This window comes from Roseomonas sp. F4 (assembly GCF_053891155.1).
The window spans coordinates 41,357-58,927 of sequence record NZ_JBSSHK010000001.1 but is presented as its reverse complement, the minus strand read 5'-3'; the positions used below and the strand labels follow the sequence as shown (position 1 = coordinate 58,927).

The 17,571-nt window shown below is 71.8% G+C and carries 15 protein-coding genes; 6 read left to right on the top strand and 9 right to left on the bottom strand.

Annotation, left to right across the window (positions count from 1 at the left end):
* Window positions 1-45: 45 nt before the first annotated feature.
* On the bottom strand, window positions 46-828 hold the full coding sequence (gene hisN, locus ACVFYP_RS00275) for a histidinol-phosphatase (protein WP_499199516.1): 783 nt from the start codon (window positions 826-828) through the stop codon (window positions 46-48).
* Window positions 825-1,355, bottom strand: a complete 531-nt coding sequence (locus ACVFYP_RS00270) for a c-type cytochrome (RefSeq protein ID WP_499198116.1) — start codon at window positions 1,353-1,355, stop codon at window positions 825-827. The genes hisN and ACVFYP_RS00270 overlap by 4 nt, the downstream gene beginning before the upstream one ends.
* A gap of 183 nt (window positions 1,356-1,538) precedes the next feature.
* Here ACVFYP_RS00270 and ACVFYP_RS00265 point away from each other — a divergent pair, with 183 nt between their 5' ends.
* Window positions 1,539-2,414 carry a prephenate dehydratase gene (locus ACVFYP_RS00265; protein ID WP_499198115.1) on the top strand — a complete coding sequence of 292 codons (876 nt, stop codon included), beginning with the start codon at window positions 1,539-1,541 and terminating at the stop codon, window positions 2,412-2,414.
* Between the two features lie 229 nt (window positions 2,415-2,643).
* The gene (locus ACVFYP_RS00260) at window positions 2,644-4,335 is read left to right on the top strand and encodes a methyl-accepting chemotaxis protein (RefSeq protein ID WP_499198114.1); all 1,692 of its coding nucleotides are present in this window, start codon (window positions 2,644-2,646) and stop codon (window positions 4,333-4,335) included.
* Between the two features lie 13 nt (window positions 4,336-4,348).
* On the opposite strand, the gene ACVFYP_RS00255 is transcribed toward ACVFYP_RS00260, so the two are convergent.
* The 3 genes from ACVFYP_RS00255 to ptsP are packed head-to-tail and all read right to left on the bottom strand — an operon-like array spanning window position 4,349 to window position 9,551.
* A complete protein-coding gene (locus ACVFYP_RS00255) occupies window positions 4,349-6,055 on the bottom strand; it encodes a PTS fructose transporter subunit IIC (RefSeq protein ID WP_499198113.1) in 1,707 nt (568 codons plus the stop codon).
* A 17-nt stretch (window positions 6,056-6,072) separates the two neighbouring features.
* Window positions 6,073-7,014: a 1-phosphofructokinase family hexose kinase gene (locus ACVFYP_RS00250; RefSeq protein WP_499198112.1), complete on the bottom strand. Its 942-nt coding sequence runs from the start codon at window positions 7,012-7,014 to the stop codon at window positions 6,073-6,075.
* On the bottom strand, window positions 7,014-9,551 hold the full coding sequence (ptsP, locus tag ACVFYP_RS00245; protein WP_499198111.1) for a phosphoenolpyruvate--protein phosphotransferase: 2,538 nt from the start codon (window positions 9,549-9,551) through the stop codon (window positions 7,014-7,016). Before ptsP ends, ACVFYP_RS00250 begins: the two co-directional genes overlap by 1 nt.
* A gap of 153 nt (window positions 9,552-9,704) precedes the next feature.
* On the opposite strand from ptsP, the gene ACVFYP_RS00240 reads away from it, so the two are divergent.
* Window positions 9,705-10,694, top strand: coding sequence for a LacI family DNA-binding transcriptional regulator (locus ACVFYP_RS00240; protein WP_499198110.1), 990 nt, complete (start codon window positions 9,705-9,707; stop codon window positions 10,692-10,694).
* Between the two features lie 2 nt (window positions 10,695-10,696).
* On the opposite strand, the gene ACVFYP_RS00235 is transcribed toward ACVFYP_RS00240, so the two are convergent.
* Entirely contained in the window at window positions 10,697-11,752 is a 1,056-nt protein-coding gene (locus ACVFYP_RS00235; RefSeq protein ID WP_499198109.1) for an extracellular solute-binding protein, read from the bottom strand.
* Between the two features lie 163 nt (window positions 11,753-11,915).
* Between ACVFYP_RS00235 and ACVFYP_RS00230 the strand changes: the two genes are divergently transcribed.
* Together ACVFYP_RS00230 and ACVFYP_RS00225 are read left to right on the top strand one after the other, a co-directional pair.
* Window positions 11,916-12,251 (top strand): hypothetical protein, encoded by a 336-nt coding sequence (locus tag ACVFYP_RS00230; RefSeq protein ID WP_499198108.1) that lies wholly within the window; start codon window positions 11,916-11,918, stop codon window positions 12,249-12,251.
* Between the two features lie 15 nt (window positions 12,252-12,266).
* Window positions 12,267-12,701: a phage holin family protein gene (locus ACVFYP_RS00225; RefSeq protein WP_499198107.1), complete on the top strand. Its 435-nt coding sequence runs from the start codon at window positions 12,267-12,269 to the stop codon at window positions 12,699-12,701.
* 9 nt (window positions 12,702-12,710) lie between these two features.
* Here the strand turns inward: ACVFYP_RS00225 and ACVFYP_RS00220 are convergent, their stop codons facing one another.
* Complete coding sequence (locus ACVFYP_RS00220) at window positions 12,711-14,675, bottom strand: methyl-accepting chemotaxis protein (RefSeq protein ID WP_499198106.1); 1,965 nt, start codon at window positions 14,673-14,675, stop codon at window positions 12,711-12,713.
* A gap of 238 nt (window positions 14,676-14,913) precedes the next feature.
* Between ACVFYP_RS00220 and ACVFYP_RS00215 the strand changes: the two genes are divergently transcribed.
* Window positions 14,914-16,482, top strand: a complete 1,569-nt coding sequence (locus tag ACVFYP_RS00215) for an ABC transporter substrate-binding protein (protein ID WP_499198105.1) — start codon at window positions 14,914-14,916, stop codon at window positions 16,480-16,482.
* On the opposite strand, the gene ACVFYP_RS00210 is transcribed toward ACVFYP_RS00215, so the two are convergent.
* Both ACVFYP_RS00210 and ACVFYP_RS00205 read right to left on the bottom strand, forming a co-directional pair.
* Window positions 16,472-16,957, bottom strand: a complete 486-nt coding sequence (locus ACVFYP_RS00210) for an MgtC/SapB family protein (protein ID WP_499198104.1) — start codon at window positions 16,955-16,957, stop codon at window positions 16,472-16,474. The two genes, ACVFYP_RS00215 and ACVFYP_RS00210, sit on opposite strands and share 11 nt — an antisense overlap.
* Before the next feature lie 76 nt (window positions 16,958-17,033).
* A complete protein-coding gene (locus ACVFYP_RS00205) occupies window positions 17,034-17,567 on the bottom strand; it encodes a GNAT family N-acetyltransferase (RefSeq protein ID WP_499198103.1) in 534 nt (177 codons plus the stop codon).
* Between the last annotated feature and the right edge of the window lie 4 nt (window positions 17,568-17,571).

The following is a 17,571-nucleotide window of genomic DNA, read 5'->3' as shown; positions in this document are numbered from 1 at the left end:
TAGTCTGGGGGTTCCCCCGCCGCGCCGCAACGGGCGCGCCGGGCTTCAGCCGGCCAAGAGTCCTGAAACCTCCGCCAGCATGGCCGGGTCGCCGAGCGCCAGCACGCTGCCATCGCCATCCAGGCGCAGCGGCCGGCCGGCCCAATCGGTGCAGCTGCCGCCAGCCCCCTCGATGACGGGCACCAGCGCGGCCCAGTCCCAGGGCTTCATGGTGGCGTCCACCACCGCATCCACCAGGCCCAGCGCCAGCAAGCCATAGGCGTAGCAGTCGCCGCCCCAGGTGGTGCGGCGGGCGGCGGCCTTCACGGCGCCGAAGCGGGGCGCGGTCTCCGCGTCAAACATGTCGGGGGAGGTGCAGGACAGTTCGGCCTCGGCCAGACTGGCACAGGGCCGGCAGCGCGGCGTGCCACCAAAGGCGGAGCGGAAGCGGGTCGGCTGGCCGGCCACGCCGATCCAGCGTTCCCCGGTGGTCGGCTGGTCGATCAGGCCAAGCACCGGCACGCCGCGATGCAGCAGGCCGATCAGCGTCCCGAACAGCGGGCGGCCGGTGACGAAGGCGCGGGTGCCGTCGATCGGGTCCAGCACCCAGACCCATTCGGCGTCGGGGTTGGTGTCGCCGTATTCCTCGCCGATCACCCCGTGATCGGGGTGGCGCTCGGCAAGCAAGGCGCGGATGGCTCGCTCGGCACCGCGGTCGGCCTCGGTGACCGGGCTGGCATCGCCCTTGGCTTCCACCAGCAAAGCGGAGCGGAACAGCGGGCGGATGACGGCACCCGCCGCCTCCGCCGCCGCTTCCGCCGCGGGTAGGAAATCCGCCGCCTGGCTCAGGGCAGCGGCGCCGGCTCGGTGGACAGCGAGCGCAGGAAGGCGATCAGGTCGGCGCGCTGGTTGATGCTGGACATGCCGGCATAGGCCATGCGGGTGCCCGGGATGGCGGCGGAGGGCCGGGTGATGAAGGCGTTCAGCGCCTCATAATCCCAGGGCTGATCGTGCTTCGCGCGCATCGCGGCGGAGTAGTTGAAGCCCTCCACATGCGCATGCGGGCCGTTCACCACATTCCAGAGGTTCGGACCCACGCCATTCGGGCCGCCCTGCACGAAGTTGTGGCAGGAAGCGCAGGCGCGCTGAGCGATCTGGCGACCATTATCCGCACTGGCGGCGGCCAGCAGCGGTCCGATCGGCACCACTTCCGCCGGCGCGGCGGGCGCCGCCGCGGGGGCCGGCGCGGCCACGGCCAGCGCACTGGTCTCCAGCCGCTTCGGATGCACGATGGCATCGCCGATCACGCCGGTCACCATGAATGCGATGCCGGCGGTCAGGACCGCCGCGAACACCTTGTTGGCTTCCAGACTCATCCTGGAGTGTACCCTTCCGAAGCGCCGATGAGGACCGCCGGTATTCGACCGCCGCACGGCCAGCATGAAAAACAGGCCGGAGAGGCGGGCTTGCGCCGGCCCCGGCCTGCCGTAAAACCCAGCGGACAATATAGGCGCCGCCAGGGAACCACAACCCAGCGGCGTGCAGGACGCCAGGACATCATGCCCCAGACCACAGCAGGCACAACGGCCGGCATTATCGCCTTCCAGGGCTTACCGGGCGCTTACTCCGACCTCGCCTGCCGCCAGGCCTATCCCGGCTGGACCACCCTGCCCTGCGCCTCCTTCGAGGCGGCGATCGCGGCGGTGCGGGAAGGCCGGGCCGGGCTGGCCATGCTGCCCTGCGAGAATTCCCTGGCCGGCCGGGTGCCGGACATCCACCGCCTGCTGCCCGATAGCGGGCTGCATGTGGTGGGGGAGCATTTCGAACGGGTCGAACACTGCCTGCTGGCCCCCAAGGGCGCCTCCATCGCCACGCTGAAGCGCGCCCACAGCCATCCGGTGGCGCTCGGCCAGATCCTGAACCTGCTGCGCGACCTGAAGCTGCAGCCGGTGATCGAGGCCGACACCGCCGGCGCCGCCAGCCTGATCGCCGAGCGTGGCGGGGTGGAGGATGCGGCCATCGCCAGCGAACTGGCCGCCGAGATCTACGGCCTGGAAATCCTGCGGAAGAACGTGGAGGACGCGGCGCACAACACCACGCGCTTCTACGTCTGCTCCACGACGCCCCTGGCACCGCCCTTCGAGGCCGGTGACTGGGTGACCAGCTTCGTCTTCCGCGTCCGCAACATCCCGGCCGCGCTGTACAAGGCGCTGGGCGGCTTCGCGACCAATGGCGTGAACATGACCAAGCTGGAAAGCTACATGGTCGGCGGCGCCTTCACCGCGACGCAGTTCCTGGCGGATGTCGATGGCCGGCCGGACGAGCCCGGCCTGGCGCGGGCGCTGGAGGAGCTGTCCTATTTCTCCGCCGATCTGCGCCTGCTCGGCACCTACCGCGCCCATCCGCTGCGGCTGGCGCAGCGCGAAGGGAACTGAAACGGTCAGTCGGCTGACGGATTTGTAAGCCACGCAAGGCCGCCCACAGCGCTTCCATTCGGGGTTTTGGGCGCCAGGTCACTGACTTCCAGCACCGACCACGCGCCCCGATCCTGATTGCCGACCCATGCCAAGGTGACGCTTTCGACAGCTTCCCGCCGATTCACGCTGCATTTGCACTCTTCGCGTGAATGTGCGCGCGGCCAGGTTGGCCGAGGAGCTTTGCGGAATGTCGTGGGTGAAGTCGATGGGTGTGGGGGCCAAGCTGATCATGGCCTTCGCCGTTGTTCTGGTGATCGCGGCCGGCGCGGGTGGCCTGAATGCCTACTTCCTGGAGCACGTCCATCAATCCGTTGGCTGGAACGCGCATACGCGAACGGTGATCGCCAGGGTCGAGGCTGCTGTCAGCGCCATGGTGGACCAGGAGACCGGCCTGCGCGGCCATCTTCTGGAAGGCGCGCCAGCCTTCCTGGAGCCGCTGCGCAGTGGCCGCGTCGTCTATGGCGAATCCCTGCGCGAGGCCCAGCGGCTGACCAGCGACAATCCGGCGCAGCAGGCACGCCTCGCGGAGCTTGATCGCGCCGCGCAGAACTGGATGACGCAGATCGCCGACCGGGAGATCGCCCTGGCCGCCAACGCCGCGACACTGCCGGAGGCACGGCGCATGGAGGCGTCGGGGGCCGGCAAGACCTCCATGGATGCCGTCCGCCGCATCGCAGCGGAGATCATCGGCGTCGAGCGCGATCTGCTGGCGCAGCGGCTCGCGGAGCAGGAGCATGCCTTCGCCGCGGCGACCTGGTCGCTGCTGCTGGGCGGCATCGCCGCGCTGGTTGCCTCCCTCCTGGCCGCATGGGCGATGCGCCGCGGCGTCGCCCTGCCGATGGCGAAGCTCGCCGCGCAGGTCGAGGCCCTGTCGAAGGGCGATTACAGCATCACCATCGAAGGCGCCGGGCGCGGCGACGAAGTGGGCAGCCTCGCCAGGGCGCTGGACATCCTGAAGACCGCGGCCGCAAGGGCCCGGACGCTGGAGGCCGAGGCCGAAACCGCGCGGCTGCGCGCCGAGGATGCGCGGGTGGAGGGCCAGCGCAAGCTGGCGAATGAGGTGGAACAGTCCCTGGGCGGGATCGCGGCGGCGCTGGGCCAGGCCTCCGGCACGCTGCGCAGCACCGCGGACGATCTGGGCGGCGTGGCGGATACGACCGCGACGGAAGCCTCCGCCGCCGCCGCCGGCGCCGCGCAGGCCAGCAGCAATGTGCAGAGCCTCGCGGTCGCTTCCGAGGAAATGGCTGCCACCGTGGGCGAGATCACCCGTCAGGTGGCGGAGGCGGCCAGCGTCGCGCGCAAGGCCGCCTCGGAGGCCCAGGCGACCGACGCCACCGTGCGCAACCTGGCGGAAGGGGCGCAGCGCATCGGCGATGTGGTGAAGCTGATCGCCGACATCGCCGGGCAGACCAACCTGCTGGCTCTGAATGCCACGATCGAGGCGGCGCGTGCGGGAGAGGCCGGCAAGGGCTTCGCCGTGGTGGCCAGCGAGGTCAAGGCGCTGGCCGGCCAGACCGCCAAGGCCACGGAGGAGATCGGCCGGCAGATTTCGGAGATGCAGGGCGCCACCGGGGCGGCCGTGGAGGCGATCACCAGCGTCGGGGCGACGGTGTCCCGCACCAACGAGATCGCCGCCGCCATCGCCGCGGCCGTCGAGCAGCAATCGGCCACCACCCAGGAAATCGCGCGGAACGTCGCCGAGACCTCCAGGGGCACGCATGAGGTCTCCGAAAGCGTCACGCGGGTGACCGACTCGGCGCAGCAGACGCGCAAGGCGGTGGAGGGTCTGCGTGGCGCGGGCATGGAACTCGCCGGCCACGGCACTTCGCTGCGGCGCGAATTGAGCGCCCTGGTGGAACGGCTGCGCGCCGCCGCCTGACCAGGGGGGGGCGCTACCGCGCCCCTCCAGCCACCACCGGCCGCTTCAGCAGTCGCAGCGCCACCGTGGTCACCACCGTCCCGGCGATCAGCGCCAGGATATAGCCGCCCAGATGCGTCACCGCATTCGGGATCGGCAGCACGAAGATGCCGCCATGCGGCACCCGCAGCTCCGCGCCGACCCACATGGAGATGGCGCCCGCGACGGCCGAACCCAGCACCAGGGCCGGGATCACCCGCAGCGGGTCCTTGGCGGCGAAGGGGATCGCGCCTTCGGAGATGAAGGCGAGGCCCAGCACGCCGGCGGCCGGCGCGGCCTCCCGCTCCTCGGCGCTGAAGCGGTCGCGGAACAGCCAGCAGGCCAGGGCCAGGCCCAGCGGCGGCGTCATGCCCGCCACCATGGCGGCGGCCATCGGGCTGTAGACCGCACTGGTCAGCAGCCCGGTGGAGAAGGCATAGGCCGCCTTGTTCACCGGCCCGCCCATGTCGAAGGCCATCATTGCGCCGATCAGCAGCCCCAGCGCGATGGCGCCGCTGCCCTGCATGCCGCGCAGGAATTCCGTCAGCGCGGCCAGCGCGGCGGCCACCGGCGCGCCGGCGACATAGATCATGGCGAGGCCGGTGATCAGCGTGCCCAGAACGGGCAGGATCAGCACCGGCTTCAGCCCCTCCAGCGTCCGCGGCAGCCGCAGGTTGCGGTTCAGCCAAGCCACCACATAGCCGGCGAGGAAGCCCGCCACGATGCCGCCGAGGAAGCCGGCATTGAGCTGGCCGGCGATCATGCCGCCGATCATGCCCGGCGCGATGCCCGGCCGGTCGGCGATGGAATAAGCGATGTAGCCGGCCAGCGCCGGCACCATCAGCGCCAGCGCGGCGCGGCCGCCGATCTGGAACAGCGCGCCCGCCAGCGTGTCGCGATGCGCGTCGTCATAGGCGTAGATGCCGCCGAAGGCGAAGGCCAGCGCCACCAGCAGCCCGCCCGCCACGACGAAGGGCAGCATGAAGGACACGCCGGTCATCAGATGCTTGTAGGGGCCGGTCGCCGCCGGCTTGGCGGGGGCCGATTCCGCCTGAGCGGCGGCACCCTGCGTGGTCGCCTCGGCGAAGGCGCGGGCGACCAAAGCCTGGCCGGCATTGATCGCCGGCTTGGTGCCGGACTGGAACAGGCGCTTGCCGGCGAAGCGGGACAGGTCGACCTGCGTGTCGGCGGCGATCAGCACCAGGTCGGCGGCGGCGATCTCCTCCGCCGTCAGCGCGTTCTGCGCGCCGACCGAGCCCTGGGTCTCGACGCGGATGGAATGGCCCAGCGCCTTCGCCGCCTGTTCCAGCCCCTCCGCTGCCATGAAGGTATGGGCGATGCCGGTGGGGCAGGAGGTGATGGCGACGATGCGGCGCGGGCCCTGCGCGGCGGGGGTGGGCGCCACATCCTGCGGCAGGGCGCGGGCCAGCACGGCGCCGGCATCGGCCAGCACCTCCTCCAGCCGTGCGCGCAGCGTGGGGCGCTGTTCCAGGCCATTGGGTGCCTGCGCCGACTCCCCCACCAGCAGCAGGGCGTCGGCCGCGTGCTCGGCGGGAAGCGGGGTCAGCACCTGCTGGCCGCTGCGCACCTCCACCGGCATGTCGAGCCCCAGGCGGCGCGCGGCGGCACGCAGCGCTTCCGCCGCCAGCATGGCCTTCACGGGGCTGTCCCCCGAGGCGACCACGGCGATCATTCCGGACATATGTTTCCCCTCCATGGTCAGGCCAAAGTTTCGGCGTGCAGCGCGGCGGCGATCGCCTCCACCTCCGCCCGCGCGGGCAGGCCAGCGCCGGCGCGGCGCAGCTTGGCGGCGGAGAAGGCGGAGGCCCGGCGGGCCAGGTCGGGCAGCGGCAGGTCCTCGGCCAGCGCGGCGGCGATGCCCGCGACCATGGCATCGCCGGCGCCGACGCTGCTGCCGCCCGCCAAAGCCGGCGGCCGCACCAGCACCGCCTGCCCCTGGCTGACGAAGATCGCGCCCTCCGCGCCCAGTGAGACGGCAACGACGCCGATGCCCCGCGCGGAAAGGCCCCGCGCCGCGCCGAGCAGCGCCGCGCGGTCGCCCAGCGCCTGCCCGGCCCAGGCTTCCAGCTCATGCCGGTTCGGCTTGATGGCATCCGGCAGCACCGGCCCGGCGAGCAGGGCGGCCAGGGCCGCGCCGCTGGTATCGGCCACCACCCGCGCGCCGGTCAGCCGCGGCAGCAGCGTCGCATAGACATCCGTTGGCACGCCGGGCGGCAGGCTGCCGGACAGCACCGCGACGCGGCCCGGCCCGGCGGCCTTGCGCAGCGAGTCCAGCACCTGGTCCAGCGCCGCCGCGCCCGGCGCCGCGCCGGGCAGGTTGATATCCGTGGTGGCGCCGGTCGCGCGGTCCAGCAGCTTGATATTGGTGCGCGTCTCGCCGGGGATGCGCAGGCAGCCATCGGCGATGCCGCGCGCGGCGAACAAGGCGCGGAAGGGCGCGTCATTACCCTCCCCCAGCAGCCCCACGGCGCGGACGGAGGCGCCCCAATCGGCGAGGCAGGCCGCGACATTGATGCCCTTGCCGGCCGCGTGCCGCACCGCGCCACGCGCCAGATTCACCTCGCCCGGGCAAAGCCGGTCCAGCTCCACCGTCTGGTCGATCGCCGGGTTCAGCGACAGGGTGACGAACAGCGCGGCCATCAGGCGGCCGCCTGGGCGGGGGCAACGATCGCCTCCAGCTCCGTTTCCAGCACCCGCACCTCCTCCGGCGTGCCGCAATCCAGCGCGCGCGCGGCCAGCGCCTTCAGCGCCTCCATGCTGGCGCCGCGCAGCATCGCCTTCACCGCCGGGATGTCGCGCGGCGTCATCGACAATTCGCCCACACCCATCCCGGCCAGCAGCGCCGCACCAAAAGGCTCGCCGGCCAGCCCGCCGCAGACGCCGACCCAGCGGCCGTGGCGTTCCGCCGCCTGCACCGTCATGGCGATCAGCCGCAGCACCGCCGGATGCAGGCTGTCCGCCTCCGCCGCCAGGTCGGGGTTCTGGCGGTCGATCGCCAGCACGTACTGGGTCAGGTCATTGGTGCCGATGGAGAAGAAATCCACATGCGGCGCCAGCGCATCCGCCTGCACCGCCGCCGCCGGCACCTCCACCATGATGCCCACCGGCACCTCCGGCGCGCCAAGCTCCGCGCGCACCCGCTCACAGGCCGCGCGCAGCGCGATCACCTCCGGCACCGAGGTCACCATGGGGAACATGATGGAGAGCTTCCCGCCCGCCGCCGCGGCCCGGTACAGGGCGCGCAGCTGCGGTTCCAGAAGATCCGGCCGGCGCAGCAACAGGCGGGCGCCACGCACGCCGAGGAAGGGGTTCGCCTCCACCGGCAGGCGCAGATGCGGCACCTGCTTGTCGCCGCCGATATCCAGGGCGCGGACGATCAGCGGCCGGCCGTCCAGCGCCGCGATCATGGAGCGGTAGATGGCGTATTGGTCGTCCTCGCCCGGCGTGTCGCCGCGTTCCAGGAACAGGAATTCGGTGCGCATCAGGCCCACCGCCTCCGCCCCTTGTGCCAGGGCGAAGGGCACCTGGTCCGGCAGGTTGATATTCGCCGCCACCTCGATCCGCACGCCGTCGCGGGTTGTCGCCGGCTCCGCCCGCAGCGCCGCCTCCCGCGCCCGTTGCGCCTGCTGGGCGGCGATGAAGGCCTGGGCGGAGGCACGGTCGGCCTCGCTGGGGTTCAGGTGCAGCCGGCCGGTGGCGCCATCGATCACCGCCTCCGTCCCATCCTCCAGGTCCAACACTCCACGCCCGCCGGCGACCAGCGCCGGCAGGCCCAGCGTGCGGGCGAGGATGGCGGTGTGGGAGGTCGGGCCGCCGGTGGCGGTGGCCAGGCCGACGATGCGGCGCGGATCGAGGCCGGCGGTGTCGGAGGGCGACAGATCCTCCGCCACCAGGATCACCGGCCCCTCCGGCAGATCGGCCAGGGAGCCGCCTCGCAGCGACGGGTCTATCTGCCCGAGCACCCGCCGGCCGACATCGCGCAGATCCGCAGCCCGCCCGGCCAGCACCGGATTGCCCAGGGCGGCCAGCGAAGCGGCGACGCGTTCTACCGCCTGATGCCAGGACCAGGCCAGGCCATGGCCCTGCACCATCAACTGGCAGGTCACGGTGATGAGGTCCGGATCCTCCAGCAGCCCGGCCTGGGCGCGGAAGATGGCGGCATCGGCGGCGCCGAGGCGGCGCGCCGTGTCATCCTCCAGCGCCTTCAACTGGGCGCGGGTGCTGCGCAGCGCGTTCTCCAGCTGCGTGCCGCCCTCGGCCAACGGCAGCGGGATGTCGTGGATGGCGGCCGCGGTGTCGGTCAGCACATGCAGCCGGCCGATGGCGAGCCCCGGGCTGGCGCCGATGCCCGGCAGGGTGACGGTGCCGGCGGCCGGTTCCCAGCCACGGCCGGCAGGCGCCACGCGGCGCGCGGCCAGGGCGGCATCGGCCTTTTCCTGCGCGCTGAGCCCGGTGATGGCAGCACGCATGCGCGACAGCGCCACGCCGGCCTCCCGCCCCTCGGCGGAAACCACGATGGCATCCCCAGCGCGCAGGCCGAGCTGCAACAGGCTGACCAACGCCGCTGCATCGGCGACCTGGCTGTCATGCCGCACCTGGATGCGGCAGCCGGCGCCCCGCGCCGCCTCCACCCAGCGGGTGGCCGGGCGCGCATGCAGGCCGGCGGGGTAGTCCACCACCCAGGTGAAGCTTTCGGCCAGATCGGCGACAGGGGCGCCGGGCGCGGCCTCGGCCGGGGCGGCGCCGAGGGCGGCGATGATCTCGCCGGCATCCTCGGTCCGGAACAGCCTGGCCAGCGCCGCCTCGTCGCCGAGCAGGCGTGTCAGGCGGCGCAGGATGGCGATGTGCTCGTCGGAGGCGGCGGCGATGCCGATGACCAGATGCGCGATCTGGCCAGGGTTCCAGGCAATGCCATCGCGCAGTTGCAGGATGGCGATGCCGTTGCGCCGGACCATGCCGCGGTCCTCCCCCATGCCATGCGGGATGGCGACGCCGTGGCCGAGGAAGGTGTTCGCCGCCTGCTCCCGCCGCGCCATGCTGTCGGCGTAGGCGGGGTCGACGCAGCCGGCGGCGGCCAGAAGCTGCGCCGCCTGGGCGATCGCCTCCGCCTTGTCCGCCGGACGCGCGTCCAGGCGGATGAGTTCGCGGGCGATGGGCATCGGGGCTGTTTCGGCCATGGGGACGTTCCTGGCGGTTTCTTGGCTGCGGCTGCCTGGCCATGAAAACGTTTTCACAAAAATCTGTCAAACCGTTTTTGCGTGGGGTCGCAGTAATGCGTTGAGGCGCCTGTGGCAGCGCGTTAGGCTGGCCCCAACCATGAAAACGATCCCATGACCGTCAGCATCAAGGATGTGGCCCTGGCGGCAGGCGTGTCCCCCGCCACCGTGTCCCGCGCCCTCGGCAAGGGGCCGGTCAGCGCGGAACTGCGCGCCCAGGTGATGCAGGCGGTGCGGGCCACCGGCTACCGCCCCAACCTGGCCGCCCGCCGACTACGCTCGCAGGACAGCGGCACCATCGGGCTGATTGTCGCCGACCTCGGCAACCCGTTTTTCACCGGCGTCGCCCGGGCCGTGGAACAGGCGGCCTATGAGGCCGGGCTGCGCGTGATCCTGTGCAACACCGACCGGAATCCGGAGCGGGAGGACAGCTATCTCGACCTGATGCAGGCGGAGCGGGTGACCGGGCTGATCCTGGCGCCCACCCGCACCACCGCCGCCCGCCTGTCCGCCCGAGCGCTTCAGGTGCCGACGGTGCTGATCGACCGGCCGGGGCCGCCGGGCGAATTCGATGCCGTGCTGCTGGACAATGCCGCGGCCGCCGGCAGCCTGGTGGACCATCTGGTGGCGCGGGGTCGCCGGCGCATCACCGGCCTGTTCGGCGAAAGCAGCGCCACCGGGCTGGAGCGGGCAGAGGGTTTCCGGGCCGCCATGGGGCGCCATGGGCTGGTCGCCGATGCCCGGCTGCTGCCCACCGATCTGGCGCCGGAGGTCGCGGCCCGCGCCCTGCTGGCGGTGCCGCAGCCGCCGGATGCGCTGCTGGCCGCCAATTCGCTGCAATTGATGGGCGCGCTGCGCGCGGTGCGCGCCGAAGGCCTGGCGGTGCCGGGGCGCATCGCCCTGGCCGGCTTCGACAACGAGCCCTGGACCGAACTGGTCGAACCCGGCCTGACCGTGATCGAACAACCGCTGGAGGCCATCGGCCAGACGGCCATGGCCCTGCTGTTCGACCGGCTGCGCGCGCCGCTGGCGCCGGTGCGGCGGGTGATGCTGACCGGCCGGCTGATCCAGCGCGGCTCCACCGCCGCGCGGATGCCGGCCTGAGTCTACCCGACCTCGGTCAGCCAGGCCTCGAACCGCGCCGTCAGCGGTTCCAGATGCCGCGCCCAGAACAGGTCGTCGATCGGCAGGGATTGTGACAGGGCGGCGGGCGCGGTCGGCAGCTGCGCCTGGAGCGGGGCCGGGATCAACGGCTCCGCCGCGCGCAGCGTGACCCCGTGCAACGTGTGCTGCGCCAGCCGAAGCTGCACATCCGGCCGCGCGGCATAGGCCAGGAAGTCCAGCGCCTGTAGCCGGTTGGGACTGCCGCGCAGGATCGCCCAACTGTCCAGCGTCGCCAGGTTCTGCGCCCAGCTCAGGCCGAAATCCCGCCCGTCCAGCGCATTCGCCAGGGCGATCCGGCCATTCTGGGCGCAGACCATCGCCACCTCGCCGCCCGCCAACCAGGCGGAAGGCTGCGCGCCACGTTCCCACCAGGCGGTGTCGTCCCGGATCGTCCGCAGCCGGCGGAAGGCGCGCGCCTGTCCTGCAGGCTCGGCCAGCGTCGCATAGATCTCGGCGGGCGCGACGCCATCGGCCAGAAGCGCGATCTCCATCGTGCCGCGCGGGCCCCGGCGCAGCGCCCTGCGACCGGGAAAGCGCGCCGTGTCGAACAGATCCGCCCAGCCCGTGGGCGTACCCTGAAGTTGGGCGCGGTCCCAGGCCAGCACATAGGCATAGCGGCTGGCACCGACGCCGCATTCCTGCACCGCCTCCGGAATATAGGCGGCCTCGCCGCCGATGGCGGACCAGTCCAGTGGCTCGAACAGCCCCTCGGCGCAGCCGATGCGAAGCTGGTCGCCGCGCACTTGTATCAGGTCCCAGGTGCCGGCCTGGGCGCGCGCGCGCAGCACGGCAAGACCGCCATCCCAGGTTTCCTCCAGCAGCCGCCGGTCCCGCGCCGTCATCCAGGGGCGGAAGGCGGCGTCGCGCTGCGCGTCCTGCAAGGCGCCACCGAAGGAGACGATCGTCAGGTCGCGCGGCGCCTGGGCGCGGGCGGAAGGCACGCCTGACCCCGCCAAGGCCCCCGTGCCAAAGGCCGCCAGCCAGTCCCGCCGTCGCATCGCATGCACCCCTGTGCCGCCTGGCGGAAGCCTATCCCAGGGGCGGGGGGCTCTGGAAGGCGCAGCGGCCCCATTGAAACGGCTTCATCATGGCTTCACACTGCAACTTGCGGCCCGACTGGCGCGTTCGACCGGCGCCAACGATCCCAAAGGAAATTCAATCATGTCCCAGATGGGCAATGACATCCGCAATGTCCGCGACGAAGCTTCCGCCGCCGGCGGCCGCCTGGCCGACGACGCCCGCGCCGAGCTCGCCCGTCTGCGCGGCCAGGTGGAGCGCCTGATGGAGGAGCGTGTGACCCCCGCTCTGGGCCATGCCGCCGAGACGGTGGAAGACTACGGCCGCCGCGCCCGCGACACCATCGAGGACAATGCCAATGCGCTGTCCGAGACGGTGCGCGCCCAGCCGCTGCTTTACGTGTCCGTCGCGGCGCTGGGTGGCTATCTGCTCGGCCGCCTGATGGGCAGCCGCACCTACGTCTACCCGGACCGCAAGTAAGCGGCGGGCGGCGGCATGCGCCTGCTGAGCCTTGCCCGCGCCGCTTGGCAGGCGGAAGGGCTGTACCTGCGCCGCACCAGCCGGGGCTACGCCATCCAGGCGGGTCTCGGCGCGGTCGCGGCCGTGTTCGGCCTGCTGATGCTGGTGATGGTCCATATCGCCGGTTTTGCGGCGCTTGTGCCGAGCCAGGGGCCGGTCTGGTCGGCGCTGATCGTCGCCGGCTTTGACCTGGTGGTGGCCGTCATCTTCGCCCTGGTGGCACGGCGCCCGCCGCGCGACGAGGTGGCGGAGGAAGCCCTGCTGATCCGCAAGGCGGCGATGCGCCAGATGGGCGACACGGCGACGCAGATGGCCATTCTGGCACCCCTGCTGCGCAGCCAGACCTTGAAGAAGGGCGCCTTCGGCGCGGCGATCACCGCCGCGCTGGTCGCCTTCTTCAACCGGCGCTGAGGGCTTTCGTCACGCGGCGCGAAGCTGCGTGACGAAACGCTCCATCTCGTCCCGCAATCCGCGCGACTGCGTGGTGATCTCGATGGATACGGCACGCACGGCATCCGCCGCTTCGCCCGCCGTCTCCGCACGTTGCTCCACCGCCAGCACCGCGCCGGAGACGGCGGCGGTGCTTTCCGCTGCCTGACCCACGCTGCGGGCGATCTCCGCCGTGGCGGAGCCCTGTTCCTCCACCGCCGCAGCGATCGAGGCCGCGATCTCGTCCAGCTCCGCGATGGTGGTGCCGATGCGCGACACGGCGGCGGCATTGCCGGCGGCGGCCTGGCGCATCTCCTCGATCTTCTGGCTGATTTCCTGTGTCGCCGTCGCGGTCTGCGCGGCGAGCTGCTTCACCTCGCTGGCCACCACGGCAAAGCCCTTGCCGGCATCGCCCGCGCGCGCCGCCTCGATGGTGGCGTTCAGGGCGAGAAGGTTGGTCTGGCCGGCGATGTTGGTGATCAGCCGGACCACGTCGCCGATGCGCGACGCCGCCTCGTTCAGCGCCTCCACCTGCTGGGTGGTGCCCATCGCCTCCTCCCGCGCCCGGCGGGTGACGGTCGTCGTCTGGCTCATCTGACGGGCGATTTCGGAGATCGAGGCGCTGAGCTGCTCGGTCGCCGCCGCGGCGGTGGTGGCGTTGCGGCTGGCATCGCCGCCGGCCCCGCGCGCCAGGCTGCTTTCGCGACGGGTATCGGCCACCGCCTCCCCCATGCTGTCGGCCGCGCCGGTCAGGCCTCCCGCGGATTTGGACAGGGCGCCGGCGATGCCGCCGAGGCTGGCTTCGAAGCCGCGCACCAACGTCTCCCGCATCGCATGGCGCTCGCTGCGCGCCGCCTCCGCCGCCGTCTTCGCTTCGGCTTCCATCGCGTGCTGGCGCTGGGTGTTGCTGCGCAGCACCTCCAGTGCCCTGGCCATCACGCCGATCTCGTCGCCCCGCGCCAGGTCGGGCACGGGCTGGGCGGTTTCCCCGGCGGCGAGGCTTTCGGTGCGGCGGATCAGCCCGCCGATCGGCCGGGCGATGCCACGCGCCAGCAACAGGCTGCACAGCAGCGCCACCAGCAGCGCCGCGGCGATGGCGCCGAACAGCCAGGCCTGGTCCGTGGCGGCACGCGCCGCCGCGGCGGTCTGGTCCAGCAGAAGCTCGGCGATCGCCACCGGACGGCCGGCATAATCCGTCAGCGGCATGGTGGTGACGGCAAAGGACTGCTCCCCATCGACCAGCAGGCGTGCCGGCGTCGTCCCGGACATGCCGGCCTGCAGCATCGCCGCATCGGCCAGCCCCTGGGGCCGGGTGCCGGCGATCCGGGCGAGGCGCCCTTCCGGCCCGGCATGGATGACGATATCCGCATTCACCGCCTGACCGATGCGACCCAGCAGGTCGGGGCCGATATTCGATTGCGCGAGGACCACGCCCAGCACCCGCCCCTGCCCTGTCACCGGCACCACGGAGGCGGCGGTCAGCCCGGTGCTGCCGGATGCAAGCCCGGCGACGGCACGCGCCTCCCGCGCGCTGGCCACCACATCCGGGCGGCGCGCGCCGATATCCTCGGGCGCCGACATGGCCGCGTGGGACCGGTAGTGCAGCATGGCAGGCGGGACGGCGATGCCGAAATTTGTCACCAGCCGTTCCGCGGTCAGCGCCGCATGCACCGGCGCGATGGCCGCCGCCATGCCGGCCTGGTCAGCCCGGCCCACCGCGTCCACCAGCACGGGGTTGGCGGCCAGGGTGCGATTCAGCGTCTCCAGCCGCGTCAGTTCGAGGGTGAAGATCTGCTGGGTGGCGGAGGCCGTTCGCCGTGCCGCCACCTCCACCGCCGCCGCATGCTGCGCATTCTCCTGCATCAGGGCCATGCCGAGCAGCAGCGCTGCCACCGTGCCCGTCAACGCCATGAAGGCCAGGATGAGTCGCGACTGGATGGAGCGGAGGCGATGCATGCGCTTGGTATCCCGGAATGCCAGATGCAGGCTGCGGGCGCCGGGGTTCCACGAGCGTTAAACGGGACGCGAAATTCCGAAATTATTACGGAGATGTTAGAAGCCATCTAGACGCCGTGAACGGGCCCTTGCTCAGCCCGGGACAGGCTTCCAGGACGGTTCGAACCCGATTGGATTCTTCTTGCCCGCTGGCCGGCGCCGGGCAGATGATAACGACAACAAATCGGAGGAAACCAGGATGCGCCGGATCGCCGCGGTGTTGCTTGCCCTTCTCTGTGCGCCCGCCGCCATGGCCCAGGGACGAGGGGACCCCAACGCGCTTCGGGTCAAGCTGTTCGGCGACCTGCGCTCGATCGACCCCTTCATCAGCCCCGAATACATGGCCCGCAACCATGGCTACATGGTCTACGACACGCTGTTCGCGCTGGATGCGCGGCTGGTGCCGCGGCCGCAGATGGTGGCGCGCTGGTCGGTCAGCGCGGATGACCTGACCTGGGATTTCACCCTGCGCGAAGGCCTGCGCTTCCATGACGGCGCGCCGGTCACCAGCACCGACGTCATCGCCAGCCTGCGTCGCTGGGCTGTGCGGGACGGGCTGGGCCAGCAACTGATCGGGCTGACCTCGGCGATGGAGCCGACGGCGCCGGACGCCTTCCGCATCTCGCTGCGCGCGCCCTTCGGCCTGATGCTGGAGGCGCTGGCCCGCCCCTCCGGCCAGCCGGCCTTCATCATGCCGGCGCGCGTCGCCGAAACGCCGGCCGCGACACCGATCACCGACCCCACCGGCAGCGGCCCCTTCACCCTGCGGCGGGAGGATTGGCGCGCCGGCGACCGCGTGACCTATCGCCGCAACGCCGCCTACGTGCCGCGGGCGGAGCCGCCGGATGGGCTGGCCGGCGGCAAGATGGCGCGGATCGACAGAGTGGAATGGATCTACCTGCCGGATGCGCAGACCGCGCTGAACGCCCTGATGGTGGGTGAGATCGACCTGTTCGAGGAGCTGCCGCCCGACCTGTTCCCCGTGGTGCGGCGCAACCGCAACCTGCGCATCGGCGCGCAGGACAATGTCGGCGTACAGCCGATCTTTCGCATGAACCAGGCGGTGCCGCCCTTCGACAATCCCCGGCTGCGCCAGGCGATGCTGCATCTGGTCGATCCCGCCCTGGTGCTGCCTGCCTATCTGACCGACCCGGCGCTGTGGCGCGATTGCCGGTCCTTCTACGTCTGCGGCAGCCCGCACCACACCAGCCAGGGCTGGGTGACGCCGAACCTGGCGGAGGCCCGGCGGCTGGTGGCCGCCAGTGGCTATGACGGCACGCCGGTGGTGGTGCTGGACGCGCAGGACAGCACCATTTCCCACACCATGGCGCTGGTGACGGCGGATCTGCTGAAGCAGGCCGGGATCGCGGTGGATGTGCAGGCGATGGACTGGGCGACGCTGGTGCAGCGACGCCTGTCCCGCACGCCGGGGCCGCAGGGCTGGAACCTGTTCGTCTCCGCGCCCTCCGGCCTCGATGCCATGAATCCGGCGGGGCACAATGCCATGCGGTCCGCCTGCGAGCGCACCGGCCTGCCCGGCTGGCCCTGCGATGCGGAGATGGAGCGTCTGCGCGACGCCTTCCTGGCCGCGGCCGGGGAAGATCAGCGCCGCGCCCTGGCGGCCGAGTACCACACCCGGGCGCTGGCCAGCGTGCCCTATGTGCCGCTGGGCCAGTTCAGCTTGGTGCGCGGCTATTCGGCGCGGCTGCAGGGCATCCTGGATGCGCCGGTGCCGGTCTACTGGAACATCGCCAAGCTCAACGAATAGGGGAGGCGCTGTCCTCCGCCTCCGCCACGCGCCGGGGCTTCAGGGGCGTCAGGGCGTAGAGCGTTATCGCGGTGAACAGGCACACCATCACCGCGACGTCGTAGCTGCCAAGCGCGATGGCCGCGCCCATGGCGCCCGTGGCCCAGATGCTGGCCGCCGTCGCCGTGCCGCGAATGGCCGCGCCGCCCTTCAGGATGGCGCCGGCGCCGATGAAGCCGATGCCGGTGATGACGCCCTCCACGATGCGGGCGGTGGCTTCCGGATTGCCCGCAGTGATGGTCTCGGCGGATTGGACGAATCCGCAGGCGGCGATGGCGACCAGGGGGAAGGTGCGCAGGCCGGCGCTGTTGCTCTCCCTCTCCCGGTTCCAGCCGATGATGAAGGCCAGCACATAGGCCAGGCCAAGATCGCGGGCATGCGGGCCATAGGCGGCGAGGAGGTCTTGGGCCTGCTCGGTCAACCAGATCGTGTTCACGCGCGTCATCCTCCGCGCCGGCGGGTGCGGTGCCGGCGCGGTGGCAACAACCCCGTGGACCCGTCGGGGTTGCAGCCTATCCCGCGGACGGAGGCGCCAACGCCTCAAACACCAGCATGTGGCGGCCGCGATGGCCGAAACTGTCGCATTCCGTCATGCCGATATCGGTCAGCACCTGGCGGGAGGCGACATTCCCTTCCCACGCCACGGCGATGATGCGCGCCAGCCCGCGCCGAAAGCCGAAGGCGAGCGCCGCCCGCGCTGCCTCCCGCGCAAAGCCCTTGCCACGGCATTGCGGCCACAGCGCGTAGCGCAGCGCCACGCCGCGGCCATCCGGCCGCTCCATCAGCCCGGTGATGCCGAGGAAATCGCCAGTCGCGCGGTCATAGACCGCCCAGGTGCCGTAGCCGCGCACCAGCCAGAATTCCATGTCGTCCTCCAGCTCCTCCCGCGCCCTTTCGGGCGTGCGGGTGCCGTGGAGCATGAGGCCGAAGGCGGCCTCGTCGCCCTTGAGGGCGATGAGGTCCGGCAGGTTTTCCGGGGCGACGGGGCGCAGCGAAAGGCGCGGCGTGGTGATGCCGTTGCCTTCCGCCAGGCGGGGTTGAACCAACCCC